The sequence below is a fragment of the Cobetia sp. Ld8 genome (assembly GCF_045066615.1).
Lineage (GTDB): Bacteria > Pseudomonadota > Gammaproteobacteria > Pseudomonadales > Halomonadaceae > Cobetia > Cobetia amphilecti.
Window position 1 is genome coordinate 785,909 of the sequence record NZ_JBISHF010000008.1, and the last position, 15,747, is coordinate 801,655.

Consider the following 15,747-nt stretch of genomic DNA (forward strand, 5'->3'; position numbering starts at 1 on the left):
AGGGTCAGCTGCGTTGCTTACTTCTGGAGATCGGCCAGAGTCAGCTTGGTGCGCTCAGCGACCTGCTCGCGAAGCGTGGCGCGCTCTTCCTTCGGCAGCGGGATCAGACCGATGCCCTTCAGGTAGCCCAGCTCACCGATCATCTTCTCGCTCATGAACAGGTCGTTGTAGGCCTGCTGAGCCGGCACGTCATCCTTGTGCTGGTTCTTCACGTAGTAGAACAGGGAGCGGGAGACCGGGTACTCGCCAGAGGAGATGGCATCGGCTTCCGGCTGCACGCCATCGATGGAAGCACCGACGACCTTGTCAGCATTCTCTTCGAGGAAGGAGTAGCCGAAGATACCGAAGGCTTCGGTGTTCTCGACCAGCTTCTGGATGATCAGGTTGTCATTCTCGCCGGCAGCGATGTAGTGACCGTCCTGACGGATGTTGGTGTAACCCTCACCGCCGTAGCCTTCCATCTCTTCGGTGGAGACTTCCATCACCAGCTCTTCGAAGGCGTCACGGGTACCGGAAGTGGAAGGCGGCCCGTAGACGGTGATCTTGCGGTCCGGCAGGGAGGAGTCGATCTCGGACCACTTGGTGTAGGGGTTGTCGACCAGCTTGCCGTCGACCGGCACCTGAGCGGCGACCGCCAGGGTGATCTGCTCACGGGTCAGGTCGATGCTGCCATCGCGGACAGACTGGGCGAAGGCGATACCGTCGAAGCCGATCATGGCTTCGGTGATATCGGTCACGCCGTTCTCTTCACAGCGCTCGAATTCAGACGTCTTCATGCGACGAGAGGCGTTGGTGATGTCCGGAGTGCTGTCACCGACACCTTCACAGAACAGCTTCATGCCGCCGCCGGAACCGGTGGATTCGATGACCGGAGTCGGGAAATCGCTGGTGGCACCCAGCTCTTCAGCGACGTAGCTGGAGAACGGATAGACCGTGGAAGAACCCACGATGCGCAGCTGTTCACGGGCTTCTGCAGCACCAACTGATGCAGCGATGACAGCCACTGCGAGACCGGACTTGAGGAACGCCTTCATGCCTGAAACTCCTTGCGATAGGAATGAGCCAGTGAGGTGGCTTCTTGTCTACAGGGAGTACCTTGCCAAGCATTCATGACAACTGTGTGACAGTCGCCGGCTCAAGCCTTTCTCAGTCGGACGGCGTCTCATGGCGCGCCAGGGCGCGGCGCCCTGCCAGCACCCGCAGCAGAATATTGCTGACCAGCGCCGTGCCCAGCATGCCGAGAATCATCGGCCACAGGCTGTCCATCGCCAGACCTGCGATCAGCATGCCGATCACGGCGCCACTGGCAAACTGCATGCTGCCGATCAGCGCATTGGCCGTGGCGCTGATGCGCGGGAAATACTCCAGCGCCGAGGAGATCGCGTTGGGCGCCACCATGCCGTTGGCCCCGACGAACACCATCAGCAGCGGCGCGATGACGTAGAGCAGGTCCAGCCCCAGTGCCAACGCCGATACCACCAGGATGGCGGCAGACAGCTGGATACCGATGCCGATGCGCAGCAGACGCGGCGGCGACAGACGTGACAGCAGGCGCACGTTGAGACGGTTGGCGGTGAACATGAACAGGATGTTGGCGCCGAACAGCACCGGGTACCAGGCCGCCGTCACTCCGAAATGCTGCATATAGACGTAGGGCGACGCGGTGATGAAGGCGAACATGCCGCCGAAGCCCATCGCCTGCGTCAGCGCATAGCCCATCGCCGGCCCGTGGCGCAGCACGCTGGCATAGTCACGCGCGACCTGCAGGAGGCTGGCCGGCGGCTCGTCCGCCTCACGCTTGCGCCGGGTCTCGGGCAAGCGCAGCGGCAGCACCACCAGCAGGAAGGCGGCATAGGCGGCCAGGAAGGCGAAGATCAGCCACCAGCCCGCCATGCCCAGCAGCAGACTGCCGATGGCAGGCGCGATCAAGGGCGCCAGCATCATGATCACCGCGACGGTGGACAGCACCTTGGCCGCCTCGCGGCCACTGAAGCAATCGCGCACGATCGCCGAGGAATTGACCACCGAGGCGCCGCCGCCCAGCGCTTGCAGGAAGCGCAGCGCATAGAGCCCCTCGAGGCTCTCGACCTGGGTGATGGCCAGACTCGCCAGCAGGAAGACGAAGATGCCTGACAGCAGGACCGGCTTGCGCCCGATACGGTCTGACAGCGGGCCGAAGATCAGCTGCCCCAGCGAGAAGCCGAGCAGGAAGACCGACAGCGACAGCTCCGTATGGTGCACCGTGGTCGCCAGGTCTTCCGCCATGGCCGGCAATGCCGGCAGATAGGCATCGATGGCCAATGGAGCCAGGGCCGTATTGGCCGCGACCAGCAAGGCCAGCTGACGGGTTTGACGCTTGTCCACATCCCCTCCTGCAATCGTTTGTCGATGGTATGTCCACGTGCCGAAAACGCCACGCCCTTGCCGTCAGATGACGACAGTGGGCGCGCCGCCGCACAATTGATACAGTTGACCTACACAGGTGACGAATGTCACATCACGCTGATGAAATCCCCGCGGATCATCCACTTGGGGCGATCGGCCCGAGATGCCTTCACAGCCGGCAGGCGTGGGTGCACACTCGGTGGCAGCGCTCGCTCCGGCGGCCCCTGCCCTTCACCTCTTGCCTTATTCATGAGGGCCACTCACCCCTTCGGGTGGCTCACGCTCAGTACAGGAAACTCTTGCATGGCACAGGACAAGCTCTCCCAACTCAAGGAAATGACCACCGTCGTCGCCGACACCGGTGACCTCGAGGCCATTCGTCGCTTCGCGCCCACTGATGCTACCACCAACCCGTCACTGATCCTGCAGGCCGCTCAGGACCCGTCACGTCGCGAGCGCCTGACCGAAGTCGCGCGCAAGGCCACCGACATCGATGATGCCGTCGACGCCGTGGCCGTGGATATCGGTACCGAGATCGCCGGCCTGGTGCCGGGTTATGTCTCCACCGAGGTCAGCGCCCGCCTGTCCTTCGATGCCGACGAGACCATCCGTCGCGCGCATCGCATCATCGAGCGCTACGCCGCCAATGGCGTCGGTCAGGAACGCATCCTGATCAAGACCGCCTCCACCTGGGAAGGCATTCGCGCCGCCGAGAAGCTCGAGCGCGAAGGCATCCGCACCAACCTGACGCTGCTGTTCAGCTTCGCCCAGGCCCAGGCCTGTGCCGATGCCGGCGTGACGCTGATCTCGCCCTTCGTCGGTCGTATTCTCGACTGGCACAAGGCCAATCAGCCGGATGCCGACTTCAGCGGCGACAACGATCCGGGCGTGAAGTCGGTCAAGGCCATCTACGAGCACTACAAGGGTCACGGCTACAAGACCATCGTGATGGGCGCCAGCTTCCGCAACACCGGCGAGATCGAAGCGCTGGCCGGCTGTGACCGCCTGACCATCTCGCCGGCACTGCTGGGTGAGCTGGCCGAGAGCACCGGCCCGCTGGAACGTCGCCTGCTGGCCGCCGATGCCGAGCAGAACGTGCCGGAAGTGCTGACCGAGTCCAACTTCCGCTGGGACATGAACGAAGACGCCATGGCCACCGAGAAGATGGGCGAAGGTATCCGAAAGTTCATGGCCGATCAGCGCAAGCTCGAGACTCTGCTGGCCGAACTGCGCAGCCACTGAGCCAACGGAGCATAGCGCCGATGATGAGCTCTTGTTAAGCAAGAGCTCATTGAATGGCCAAGGCAACAAAAAGCGCCTGCCGTATTTCACGGCAGGCGCTTTTGCATTGTGCTGTCAGGTTCGTGCTTTCAGCAGCGTGCTGTCAGGCTCAACGTCCCAGCGCGCGCCTTCAGTGCGGCTGGCGATGCTCCTCACTTTCCAGCAGCTCGATCAGCGGCTGGAACTCCAGGCGGTTGTGGCCGTTCAGGCACATCAACAGCCGGTGAGCCTCGAGAATGCGTCCGCGCAGCTCCTGTTCCTGCTGGGGCGAGGCATCGGCGTCATCCTGAGACTCGTTCAGCGCTGGCGCGTTGCAGCAGGAAGCCCCGTCCAGATCGGCCTGGTCCGCCTCCGGCAGGCTGCCGGCGTCCACGACACTGGCCACCTCGTCGAACCCCATCACCTTGAGCATGGTCAGCACATCGGGATGGGCAGCCACCACCTGCGCCGGCATCACCAGCCGGTCGCGGACCGCCAGCGCCAGCTTGGCCAGAAAGCCCAGTGCGGTGGAATCGACATTGGTCGCTTCGCGCAGATCGATGATCACGCTTTCCAGTCCCTCAACCGCAGCCACGCGCTGTACCTGCTGATCCAGCGTGGCACACAGCGTCAGGCGTACATCACCGGATAGCTTGAGCACGAACAGGCCGTCTTCGAACACGGCCTGGATACGTCCTTCATCCATCATGGAATCCTGTCAGCGTCATCAAGGTAAGGTCATCCGGCAGCTCGCCATCCAGCGCCAGTCCACGACGCAATCCTTGCACATCCTCACTGCTCAGAATCCGTTGATGCAGTGCTCGAGTCCTGTCCTCCAGCGCCTCGCCCGGCAGGCATTCCAGTACACCATCACTGGCCAGCCACAGACGGAAGCGCTCAGGAAGCGCCACACGATACGCTGGATAGCGGGTGTCTGGGAAGAGCCCCACCGGCCGACCGCTGCCTTCCAGCTCACGCAGTTCGCCGTCAGGCGTGACCAGTACCGGCATCGGCAGCTGGGCGCCCAGGGTGTAATGCAGCGTGCGCGTGTCACGGTCCATCACACCACACATCACCGTGGCATGCTTGCCGATACCACTGTCGATCAGTTCACGGTTGAGCAGTGCCAGCCACTCGGGGCCGAAGGTTTCCGGCGTATGTTCCTCCCAGTGGCGGATCGCGCGTGCGAACAACAACTTGAGCAACACGGTCACGAAGGCCGACGAGGCGCCATGCCCGGAGACATCCGCAAAGTAGAACAGGCTGAAGCGTTCGTCGATCGCCTGATACTCGAGGAAGTCACCCGACAGATACAGCGACGGCGACAGGCAGTACTCATAGCTGACGCCATTGATGTGCTGCCCGCTCTGGGGCAGCAGACGTTGCTGGATCTGGCCACCGGCCTGCTGGTCCTGACGCAGCAGCGCCAGATGCGTCTCCAGGTGCTCGTTGAGCTCCTCGAGGCGCGCGCGTGCCTTGGCGTGCTCATGGGCCAGCTGGTGATGCTCCGCCGCCCGCTTGAGCAGACTGCGCAATACCGAGCCATGCTCGCGCGGCGAGATGAGGTAATCGACCAGCCCGGCCTCCACCGCCGGCAGCAGGCATTCATCGCCACGGCTCTCGGCCACCACCACCGTCGGCAGGCGCTCGGCCAGACGCGCCCACTCATGACTGGAAACGGCCTCGACATGCGCGACCACCACCGCCACCCCGCTGGGCAGTGTCGCGATGCCATCACAGGCCGCCACCGCACAGCGTTCATCCGTCAACAGGTTCGCCAGCGCATCACGCCGCGAGCCGGGAAGATCAATCAGACCGATCAACAGACGCTTGCCTTGCTCATCCGCCATGCCAACCCCTCATTCCCGTCCTTACTGCCATCCACTCGCAGTCTTGATGCTGCTTGCCCTCGCGACCGGCACCACTGACCCATTCACGGTGCCGGTCGCCTGCTGCGGGTGACGCGTTACTGGCTGTCGTCTTCCGGTGCGAAGGCACCGTCGAGATCGGCATCATCGAAGCTGTCGCTGGCGAAGGGATCATCGCCCAGCTTGCCATCGTTGATCTCGAAGTTGCGGCGCTGCAGGTAGGCATCACGAATGAAGCTGTAGCGATCGCCCTGGATCAGCTTCTCCTGCTCGAGCAGACCGGCACGGGTATCGACCAGATCCAGCGCCTTCAGGCCGTAACGCACCTTGTCGTCTTCGACGTAGTTGACGGGATCAGCGAAGTAATCCACCGGCATGCCCGCGGTATCACGCACGGTACTCGGACCGAACAGCGGCAGCACGAGATACGGCCCCTGCCCTGCGCCCCAGACGGCGAGGGTCTGACCGAAGTCTTCCTCGTCCACTGTCCAGCCAAGTTCGCTGGCCGGATCGAACAGGCCGCCGATGCCGACGGTGGAGTTGAGCAGCAGACGGCCGGTGGAGACACCGGCATTGGCCCACTTCCACTGCAGCACCGAGTTGAACATGGTGCGGACCTCTCCCAGATTGGAGAAGAAGTTGCCCACGCCATCCTGTACCAGCTCCGGCGTCACATAGTCATAGCCCTGCGCGACCGGCTTGAGGGCATAGCGATCCAGGGTGTCATTGAAGGTATAGACGTTACGGTTGAAGCCCTCCCAGGGGTCCTGAGGGTTCGGCTCGCTGTCTCCGGTGCTGGCGCAACCCGCCAGCAGGGACATGGCCAGCAGTGCCGGCAGGGAAGTCTTGATCGTGTGCATCTCGTCACCTGTAAGTCTATTGGATTCCTGCAGCGGTCCTTGCCACATCCCTGGCTGTCAGGTCCGGTCTTCTTTATACGTTCCGCGCCCGCCAAGAGCCAGCACAGGCCACGTGGATTCGCGCAATGTCCTGCTTCAACCGCAGCGTTTCAGCAGCACGCTGCCGGCACTGTAGCCTGCCCCGAAAGAACACAATACCCCGAGGCTCCCCGGCGCCAGATCAGCGTGATGGAGGTGGAAGGCGATCACCGAGCCCGCGGAGCTGGTATTGGCGTAGCGATCGAGAATGATCGGCGCTTCCTCGCTCGACGGGTCACGCCCGAGCACGCGACGCGCGATCATGTCGTTCATGTGGCGGTTGGCCTGGTGCAGCCACATGCGATCAAGATCACCGCCGTCTGCCTCGATCTCGCCCAGATGGGTGGTGATCAGCTCGGCCACCATCGGACAGACCTCGCGGAAGACGCGCCGTCCTTCCTGGATGAACAGCTTGTCATCGGCCTTTACACGATGGCTTGCGCTGTCGAGTGTCATCGCGGATGCCACATCGTCCTCAAGCACTGCCGTGCGATTGAGGAAGCCGAAATTGTTGCGTATCGCATTGGAGAAGCGCGTCACCAGGCGCGTGCCGAGCACCTCGAAGCCATCGGTGCGCGTGGCGACATCCGCCGCCTCCAGCACCACGGCCGTGCAAGCATCCCCGAAGATGAAGTGGCTGTCACGGTCGCGGAAGTTGAGATGCGCACTGCAGATCTCCGGATTGACCATCAGCACACGCCTGGCACTGCCGCTGCGAATCGCGTTGGCGGCGGTCTCGATGCCGAAGGTGGCGGAGCTGCACGCCACGTTCATGTCGAAGGCATAGCCACCGGCCTCGAGCGCGGCCTGCAGTTCCACCGCCACCGCCGGATAGGGGCGCTCGAGGTTGGAACAGGCCACGATGACCAGATCCAGGTCCGCGGCGTTGACGCCCGCCGCCGCCAGCGCTTCACGCGCGGCCGCCACGCCCATCTCGCACTGCACCGAGGGCTGGTCATTGGCGCGCGCCGGCAGACGTGGGCGCATGCGCTCCGGGTCGAGAATGCCCTCGGCATCCAGCACGTAGCGGCTGTGGATACCCGAGGCCTTGACGATGAATTCGGCGCTGGACTCGGTGCGCGCCTCACGCTCACCACGTGCGATGGCGTCGGCGTTGGCGGCATTGTCCGCCGCCACCCAGGCATTGAAGGACGCCACCAATGCCTCGTTGCTGATGGCATTGGGCGGCGTGTAGAGCCCGCTGCCGGTGATCAGTACGCGATGATTGCCGCTGGCGCTCATGGACTGACCGGCGTTGGCGTGTTGCGTCTCGGCAGCGTGATCATTGTCATTGTTTGGCATGCATCCACTCCTGACAGTGCTATCCCGCGGGATATCACCAGAATTGAGCGGGGCACGACCCGGCGCCGCGTCGTCATGCCCCATGTTCAGTGTACGCTGTCTCGGCGATTCCAGACGCCCGAGTCAGCATTTGTCGGGCGATCACAGTGAATGCTTAAACAGCAATTCCTGTCTGCAGCTTGGGCCATCCCGCCGCGGCACGCCTCCACGTACCGGTCACGCAAGCCCCTGATGCCACGCACAGCGCCCTGGAATGGCCCCAGACAAGGCAGAGCTTCAGCCAGGACAGAGCTTCACAAGGCAGAGCTTCAGCCAGGACAGAGCCCAGCCTCAGGACATCAGCGGCGCGCCATCAGCTCCTGCCAGCGCTTCTCGAGGCGCTTGGCGGAGACGGTCTCCAGGGTGCCGAGCTGCTGGGCAAACAGCGAGACGCGCAGTTCCTGCAGCCACCAGCCGAACTCTTCCAGCTCCGCATCCGGCAGCCCCTGCTCGCGCGCCTTGCTCAGACGGGCATCAAGGCGGGATTCGAAGCCCTTGACCTCCTCCATGTCACGCTGGTCGCGCATGCGCTCACGCGGCGCCTTGTCGAGACGGATCAGCATCGCCTCCACATAGCGCGGCAGCTGATGCAGCCATTCACCGGAGGCCTGGATGAAGCCCGGTGTGATCAGGCGCGCCTGCTGGGCCTTGAGATCAGCCACCACCAGCGCCATCGAGAAGTCGATCTTGCCCTTGAGGCGCTTGGAAAGCTCCAGATGCTGCTTGAGTGCGGCTTCCAGCGGCTTGAGCAGCGCCTCGGCGTGCGGCACCAGCTCGGCCCGCCTGTCATCGAGACGCGCCTGCAGCTCGCTGCGCGAACGCGGCAGCGGCTCGACGGCCATCACCTGCTCGAAGACGCTGTAGATGAAGTCATCCGCCAGCTGGCGACGCGTGCCGACCTTGGCGAACAGCAGCGCACAGCGCTCCAGCGCCTTGAGGTCACGGTCCAGATAGCGCACCTGGTCCGGCAGGCGTGCCATCGCCAGACGCGTGATGCCATCGCGGTGCGCGGCGGCGGCCTTGGCCGGATGATCGAACAGCTCCACGCTCAGATTCTGCTCGACCTGAGCCGTCGCGCTGGCAGGCGCATGACTGGACGGCGCGCTGTTCTTGCCGGTCTTGCGCGCCAGCTTGCGCTGCTTGGCGCTCATGCTGCTGTCGGCAGGCGCCGCCGCCTTCACCACCAGTGCCGGATAGGCCTCGACGCGAATGCCCGCCTGGGTGGTGCTGTGCGAGGTGGCGATCGGCGCCTCCGGCAGATCTTCCAGCACTTCGCTGTCGGCTTCACGGCTGCGGCTGGCCATCGCCCGTGCGGCGGCCGCGGCCGAGTCCTTGAAGCGCGCTTCCAGCGCCTCGATATCACGCCCTTCGCCCAGCACCTTGCTGTCCTGATCGACGATGCGCAGATTCATCTTCAGGTGCGGTTCCAGCGTTTCGGGCGCCCAGGCATCCTGCGGCAGGCGCAGGCCAGTCTTGACGCGCATGAACTCGGCCAGCGCATCGGTCAGCGGCACGTCGTCCGGGGTCAGCGCCTCAAGTGCGGCATCGACCCAGTTGGGAATCGGCACCACCTGCTTGCGGTACTGCTTGGGCAGCGACTTCATCAGCGCGATGGCCTTGTCACGCAACAGCCCCGGCACCAGCCATTCGATGCGATAGCGCGGCAGCTGCGAGAGCATCGCCGCCGGCACGATCATCGTCACGCCGTCATCCACCGCACCGGGCGCGAAGTGATAGCTCAGCGGGTAGGCGACGCTGTTGTGGTGCAGCTGTTCGGGGTAGCGCGCGACGGTGACTTCCTCGGCGTCGCGCGCCATCAGGTCGTCGAGATTCAGATGCAGGACATCGGGGTTGTCGCGCTCGGCCTCCTTGCGCCACTTGTCGAAGCTGCGCCCGTTGTAGATGCCTTCCGGAATCCGCTCGGCGTAGAAGGCGAACAGCGTCTCTTCGTCGACGAGGATGTCCCGCTTGCGCGCGCGGTCCTCAAGCTCACCGACCTCATCCATCAGGCCGCGATTGTGGGCGAAGAACGGCGCACGGGTCTGGAATTCGCCCTCGACCAGCGCACGGCGAATGAACAGCTCGCGAGACTCTTCCGGCGCCAGCGGGCCGTAATGCACCTTGCGCGCGGTGACGATGGGCAGCCCGAACAGGGTCACCTGCTCACTGGCGACCACCTGGGCACGCTTCATCTCCCAGTGCGGCTCGCTGTAGCTGCGCTTGACCAGATGCTCGGCCAGCGGCTCGACCCACTCGGGCTTGATCGCCGCGACCTGACGCGCGTAGAGCTTGGTGGTCTCGACCATCTCGGCCGCCATTACCCACTTGGGCGACTTCTTGGCCACGCCGGAGCCCGGGTGAACGAAGAAGCGTCGGTTGCGCGCGCCGAGATACTCGCGATTTTCCTGCTTGAGGCCAAGATTGGAGAGCAGCCCGGTCAACAGCGCGCGATGCAGTGATTCGTGATCGATGGCCACCGACGGGCGGCGGCCCTGCCCCGGTGAGGCCAGTACCCGCGCGGTGACCTCGGCCTGCGCCTCGGCGTCGCGCTCATGCTGGGCGCTGGTCATCTCCAGCCCCAGGTCGCGCGTCAGCTGCTTGAGCTGGCGGAAGGTGTCATGCCACTCGCGCAGGCGCAGATAGTTGAGGAAGCGCGCCTTGCACCAGCGGCGTAGCGGGTTGGCCCCCAGCGCATCCCGCGCCAGTTCGAAGCCTTCCCACAGATTCAGCCAGCTGACGAAGTCGGAGTTGTCGTCATCCCACTCGTGGTGGATCTGATCGGCCTGCTGGCGCTTGTCGGCAGGGCGCTCGCGCGGGTCCTGGATCGACAGCGCACTGACGATGATCAGCACTTCACGCAGACAGCCGCGCGTGGCGCCCTCAAGCACCATGCGCGCCAGACGCGGGTCGATGGGCAGGCGCGCCAGGGTGCGGCCATCACGGCTCAGACGGTTGTGTTCATCCACCGCGCCCAGTTCGCGCAGCAGACGGAAGCCATCGGTGACGAAGCGCGAATCCGGCGCATCGACGAAGGGAAACTTCTCGATATCGCCCAGCTTGAGCGACAGCATCGACAGGATCACCGAGGCCAGGTTGGTGCGCTGGATTTCCGGCTCGGTGTATTCCGGGCGCGCGAGGAAGTCCTCCTCGTTGTAGAGGCGGATGCACAGGCCTTCGGCGATACGCCCGCAGCGGCCCTTGCGCTGATTGGCGCTGGCCTGGCTGATCGGTTCCACCGGCAGACGCTGGATCTTGGAGCGATAGCTGTAGCGGCTGATGCGCACCAGGCCCGGGTCGATCACGTAGCGGATGCCCGGCACGGTCAGCGAGGTCTCGGCGACATTGGTGGCCAGCACGATGCGGCGACCACGATGCGGCTGGAAGACGCGGTTCTGCTCTTCGTTGGAGAGGCGCGCGTACAGCGGCAGTACCTCGGTATCGCGCAGCTGGGCGCGACGCAGGGTGTCCGCGGTGGCGCGGATCTCGCGCTCGCCGGGCAGGAAGATCAGCACGTCACGCGGGCCCCGCATCCAGCCCTTGTCGCGCTCGATCACCGACAGCTCTTCCACCGCGCGCAGGATACCCTCCTGCAGGCTGAGGTCTTCCTCATCCTCGGCATCGCGCACCAGCGGCAGGTACTGGGTCTCGACCGGGAAGTTGCGCCCGCTGACCGAGACGATGGGCGCCGGCGTGCCATCCTGGGCCGCGAAGTGCTGACTGAAGCGCTCCACGTCGATGGTCGCCGAGGTGATGATGATCTTGAGGTCCGGACGGCGTGCGGTGAGACGCTTGAGGTAACCGAGCAGGAAGTCGATGTTCAGACTGCGCTCGTGGGCCTCATCGATGATGATCGCCTCGTAGCGGCTCAGGTCCGGGTCATGCTGGGTTTCCGCCAGCAGGATACCGTCGGTCATCAGCTTGATCAGCGTCGACGGGCCGGTGGTGTCGTTGAAGCGCACCTGATACCCGACCGTCTCGCCGAGTGTCGTCTCGAGCTCCTCGGCCAGACGCGCCGCCACCGAGCGCGCCGCCAGACGGCGTGGCTGGGTGTGGCCGATCAGGCCGTTGCGCCCCAGCCCCATCTCCAGACACAGCTTGGGCAGCTGGGTGGTCTTGCCCGAGCCGGTCTCACCGGCGACCACCACGATCTGATGTTCGGCAAGCGCGGCGAGGATATCTTCGCGACGCTCCACCACCGGCAGTTCCGGCGGATAGTTGAGCGCGGCGGGTGTCTGCCAGCGTGCCAGTGTCGTCTCGCGCGCAGCGCGCTGGGCGATACTCGCCTCCAGGCGGCTCTCGATGTCGTTGATGGCACGATCGACCGGCTTGCCTTCCTTGAGACGCCGCCGCAGGCCAGCCAGGCGCTTGCCCAGCTCGCGCTGATCACGGCTCAGGGCGCGTTCAAGGCGAGCCGCGAGGGCTTCAAGACGCGCATGTTCGGACGGTGCGGTAGCGGTGTCGCTCAAGGACTGCCTCTTCTCAACCAGCGACCACACGCCACGCGCGCAGCCGGAAACTCTCGGGAATTCAGCCTCACGCTCGCCTGCACGAGGCAGCAAGCCATGACGCCTGAATGACAAAACGGCCCGTCAACAAGTGACGGGCCGTCCATTGTAGCCCTGCGCGTAGCCGCGCCCAACCTTGGTGGCGCTTGTTCCCTGCCATGCCACCGGCTCAGCGCTGCCCTCAGTGCTCGCGTAGCGGCGTATTGCCACCGCTCTCTTCGCTGTCGCGCAGCTCACGGCGCAGCACCTTGCCGACGTTGGTCTTGGGCAGTTCATCGCGGAATTCGACGAAACGCGGCACCTTGTAGCCGGTCAACTGCTCCTTGCACCAGCTGCGCAGGCTGTCGCGATCCAGATCCGGGTTGCTTGAGACCACGAACAGCTTGATCGCCTCGCCGCTCTGCTCGTCCGGCACGCCCACTGCCGCCGCCTCGACGATATCCGGATGGCCGCTGACCACGTCCTCGATCTCGTTGGGGAACACATTGAAGCCGGAGACGATGATCATGTCCTTCTTGCGATCGACGATGCGCACGAAGTCATCTTGCTGGATGACCGCGATATCGCCGGTGCGGATGAAGCCTTCGTCATCCATCGCCTCACGCGTGGCGTCGTCACGCTGCCAGTAGCCCTTCATCACCTGGGGGCCGCGCACGCACAGCTCGCCCGGCGCATCGCGCCCCAGCGTCACTCCATCGGCGTCCACCACCTTGAGCTCGGTGCCCGGCACCGGCTTGCCGATGGTGCCCAGCTGCAGCTCGCGCGGCGGATTGAAGCTGACGATGGGCGAGGTCTCGGTCATGCCGTAGCCCTCAGCGATCGGGCAGCCGGTGACGGCTTCCCAGCGTTCGGCCGCGCTGCGCGTCAGCGCCATGCCGCCGGAGATGGTCAGCTTGAGACTCGAGAAGTCCAGCGCCTTGAAGTCATCACGCTGACATAGCGCCGAGAACAGCGTGTTGAGGCCGACGAAGGCGGTGAACGGTGTCTTGGCCAGTGTCTTGATGAAGCCATCGATATCGCGCGGATTGGTGATCAGCACGCTGTGGTTGCCGCTCTCCATGCTGTAGAGGCAATTCACCGTGAAGGTATAGATGTGATAGACCGGCAGCGGCGCGATCAGCACCTCCTGGCCTTCATTGAGCACATCACTGATCACGCCACGCGCCTGCAGCATGTTGGCGACCAGATTGCGGTGGGTCAGCATGGTGCCCTTGGCGACGCCGGTGGTACCGCCGGTGTACTGCAGCGCGGCGATGTCCTCGGGCTGGCGCGTGACACGCGTGTGCGAGAGCCCCGCCCCGCGCTTGAGCACGTCACGTAGGCCGTGTGCGTCGGGCAGGTGGTACTTCGGCACCATCTTCTTGACGTAGCGCACCGCCAGGTTGATCAGCGGACGCTTGGGGAAGTCATGCAGGTCACCGATCTCGGTGATGATGACCTCCTCGATGTCGGTGCGCTTGAGCACCTTCTCGAGCTTGTCCGCCATGTTGGCCAGAATCACGATGGCGCGGGCGCCGGAGTCATGGAACTGGTGCTGCATCTCTCGCTCGGTGTAGAGCGGGTTGGTGTTGACCACCACCAGACCGGCGCGCAGCGCGCCGAATACCGCCACCGGGAACTGCAGCAGATTCGGCAGCTGGATGGCGATGCGATCACCGGGCTCAAGGCCGGTCTCGTGTTCCAGCCAGGCGGCGAAATTGCGCGACAGGCGGTCCACATCGGCGTAGCTGAGCGTCTTGTCCATGCAGCTGAAGGCCGGACGCTCGGCATAGTTGGCGCAGCTGGCCTCGAAGACCTCGAGAATCGAGGGGTAATCCTCGAGACCGGACAACGGCTCACCGCTGACGATCAGGTTGGCATCCCCGGTCACGGGGCCAGCGTGATCAGACGCCTTGTCGGCTTCCGGGTCTGCCGGGGCGTTGGCAGGATTGGCATCATGCATGGCTTGGGCTCCATGACTGCATTCGTCTGCTGGATCGTGGCCGGGCGCGGAGTCTTTCACTGGCAGCCACAGGCGAGAATTCAGCACTTGTTGTTATCAGGGCGTCACGCCCACATGTGAACAATGACATGAATGACGGCGTGATGGGGAAAAGGACGGCGCGACAACGCGCGCGCAGGTGCCGGCAACGCACCGACGACACCCCGGCAAGAACCTCCAGGGCCGCCGCGCTTCACCTTAACCAGTCAGGCCAATGATGTAAAACGACCGATTGAAACCATCGTTCACATCCGAAAAAGTGTCGTTAAATCAAACCACTACTCTTGTACGACCTTGGTCAGAGACTAGCCGCGACTGCCAACCTTGCCATGTCGTTATGCGCTTCAGGCCTTTGAGTCGCGCTCGGCTAGCCCTTAACCTTATGCTCATACAGTCGCGACAGCCGTTGCTGAGCATCATCACTTCACTCAAGCAGCGGGCATGCTCGCTGTCTAGCCGCCAGATACCCAGAGGACCTCGCATGGCCAAGATCTATCAGGACAACTCGCAAGCCATCGGCAATACGCCGCTGGTCAAGATCAACCGCCTCAGCAGCCATCCACGCCTGTACGCCAAGGTGGAAGCCCGCAACCCGGCGTTCTCGGTCAAGTGCCGTATCGGTGCCAGCATGGTGTGGGACGCCGAGGAACGCGGCGTGCTCAAGCCGGGCATGGAAATCATCGAGCCGACCTCCGGCAACACCGGCATCGCGCTGGCCTTCGTCGGGGCGGCGCGTGGCTACCCCGTCACCCTGACCATGCCCTCCTCCATGAGCATGGAACGCCGCAAGGTGCTGAAATCCCTCGGCGCCAACCTGGTGCTGACCGACCCGGCCAAGGGCATGCAGGGCGCCATTGACAAGGCCTGCGAGCTGCAGAAGGCCGAGCCGGAACGCTACTTCCTGCCGCAGCAGTTCTCCAACCCGGCCAACCCGCGCATCCACGAAGAGACCACCGGCCCGGAGCTGTGGGACGCGCTGGATGGCGAGATGGACGTGCTGGTGGCGGGCGTCGGTACCGGCGGCACCATCAGCGGCATCGCCCGCTACTTCAAGACGGTGCGCGGCCAGTCACTCGAAGCCGTGGCGGTGGAGCCGGCGGAATCCGCCATCATCACCCAGCGCATGCAGGGCGAGTCGATCACGCCGGCCCCGCACAAGATCCAGGGCATCGGTGCCAACTTCATTCCCGACAACCTGGACCTGGCGCTGATCGACCGCGTCGAGCCGGTCGCCAGTGAAGACGCCATGGCCATGGCGCGTCGCATCATGCAGGAAGAAGGCATCATGTGCGGCATCTCCTGCGGGGCGGCGATGACCGCGGCGCTGCGTCTGGCGGAAGACCCCGCCTACGCCGACAAGTCCATCGTCGTCATCCTGCCGGACAGCGGCGAGCGCTACCTGTCCTCGCCGATGTTCGCCGGCATGTTCGACGACGTCGAAGGCTGAGCCTCACGCGTTGACCAGGCAA

Annotated in this window: 10 protein-coding genes; 2 read left to right on the top strand and 8 right to left on the bottom strand. The window is 64.3% G+C overall.

What is annotated here, in order from left to right:
- Positions 1 to 17 precede the first annotated feature (17 nt).
- Both ACJJV2_RS14330 and ACJJV2_RS14335 read right to left on the bottom strand, forming a co-directional pair.
- A complete protein-coding gene (locus ACJJV2_RS14330) occupies positions 18 to 1,034 on the bottom strand; it encodes a substrate-binding domain-containing protein (protein ID WP_043333978.1) in 1,017 nt (338 codons plus the stop codon).
- A 112-nt stretch (positions 1,035 to 1,146) separates the two neighbouring features.
- Positions 1,147 to 2,364: a Bcr/CflA family multidrug efflux MFS transporter gene (locus tag ACJJV2_RS14335; RefSeq protein ID WP_405281868.1), complete on the bottom strand. Its 1,218-nt coding sequence runs from the start codon at positions 2,362 to 2,364 to the stop codon at positions 1,147 to 1,149.
- A 324-nt stretch (positions 2,365 to 2,688) separates the two neighbouring features.
- Between ACJJV2_RS14335 and tal the strand changes: the two genes are divergently transcribed.
- On the top strand, positions 2,689 to 3,627 hold the full coding sequence (gene tal / locus ACJJV2_RS14340; RefSeq protein ID WP_043333980.1) for a transaldolase: 939 nt from the start codon (positions 2,689 to 2,691) through the stop codon (positions 3,625 to 3,627).
- Positions 3,628 to 3,796: 169 nt separating this feature from the next.
- Here tal and ACJJV2_RS14345 read toward each other — a convergent pair whose 3' ends face one another.
- The 6 genes from ACJJV2_RS14345 to ACJJV2_RS14370 all read right to left on the bottom strand — a co-directional run bounded on the left by ACJJV2_RS14345 (position 3,797) and on the right by ACJJV2_RS14370 (position 14,239).
- The gene (locus ACJJV2_RS14345; protein WP_043333981.1) at positions 3,797 to 4,351 is read right to left on the bottom strand and encodes an STAS domain-containing protein; all 555 of its coding nucleotides are present in this window, start codon (positions 4,349 to 4,351) and stop codon (positions 3,797 to 3,799) included.
- Positions 4,344 to 5,495, bottom strand: a complete 1,152-nt coding sequence (locus ACJJV2_RS14350) for a PP2C family protein-serine/threonine phosphatase (RefSeq protein ID WP_043333982.1) — start codon at positions 5,493 to 5,495, stop codon at positions 4,344 to 4,346. Before ACJJV2_RS14350 ends, ACJJV2_RS14345 begins: the two co-directional genes overlap by 8 nt.
- A gap of 116 nt (positions 5,496 to 5,611) precedes the next feature.
- Positions 5,612 to 6,373: a VacJ family lipoprotein gene (locus ACJJV2_RS14355; RefSeq protein ID WP_107335497.1), complete on the bottom strand. Its 762-nt coding sequence runs from the start codon at positions 6,371 to 6,373 to the stop codon at positions 5,612 to 5,614.
- A 135-nt stretch (positions 6,374 to 6,508) separates the two neighbouring features.
- Positions 6,509 to 7,693, bottom strand: coding sequence for a beta-ketoacyl-ACP synthase III (locus ACJJV2_RS14360; protein ID WP_054555452.1), 1,185 nt, complete (start codon positions 7,691 to 7,693; stop codon positions 6,509 to 6,511).
- 398 nt (positions 7,694 to 8,091) lie between these two features.
- Entirely contained in the window at positions 8,092 to 12,258 is a 4,167-nt protein-coding gene (gene hrpA / locus ACJJV2_RS14365; RefSeq protein WP_405281872.1) for an ATP-dependent RNA helicase HrpA, read from the bottom strand.
- Positions 12,259 to 12,478: 220 nt separating this feature from the next.
- Positions 12,479 to 14,239, bottom strand: a complete 1,761-nt coding sequence (locus ACJJV2_RS14370; RefSeq protein ID WP_405281874.1) for an AMP-binding protein — start codon at positions 14,237 to 14,239, stop codon at positions 12,479 to 12,481.
- Between the two features lie 520 nt (positions 14,240 to 14,759).
- Between ACJJV2_RS14370 and cysK the strand changes: the two genes are divergently transcribed.
- Entirely contained in the window at positions 14,760 to 15,725 is a 966-nt protein-coding gene (cysK, locus tag ACJJV2_RS14375) for a cysteine synthase A (protein WP_043333985.1), read from the top strand.
- Positions 15,726 to 15,747: the final 22 nt, after the last annotated feature.

Coding starts and splice junctions, on each gene's coding strand:
- ACJJV2_RS14330 (WP_043333978.1), bottom strand. CDS start 1,034: ATGAAGGCGTTCCTCAAGTCCGGTCTCGCAGTGGCTGTCATCGCTGCA.
- tal (WP_043333980.1), top strand. CDS start 2,689: ATGGCACAGGACAAGCTCTCCCAACTCAAGGAAATGACCACCGTCGTC.
- ACJJV2_RS14345 (WP_043333981.1), bottom strand. CDS start 4,351: ATGGATGAAGGACGTATCCAGGCCGTGTTCGAAGACGGCCTGTTCGTG.
- ACJJV2_RS14350 (WP_043333982.1), bottom strand. CDS start 5,495: ATGGCGGATGAGCAAGGCAAGCGTCTGTTGATCGGTCTGATTGATCTT.
- ACJJV2_RS14355 (WP_107335497.1), bottom strand. CDS start 6,373: ATGCACACGATCAAGACTTCCCTGCCGGCACTGCTGGCCATGTCCCTG.
- ACJJV2_RS14360 (WP_054555452.1), bottom strand. CDS start 7,693: ATGAGCGCCAGCGGCAATCATCGCGTACTGATCACCGGCAGCGGGCTC.
- ACJJV2_RS14370 (WP_405281874.1), bottom strand. CDS start 14,239: ATGCATGATGCCAATCCTGCCAACGCCCCGGCAGACCCGGAAGCCGAC.
- cysK (WP_043333985.1), top strand. CDS start 14,760: ATGGCCAAGATCTATCAGGACAACTCGCAAGCCATCGGCAATACGCCG.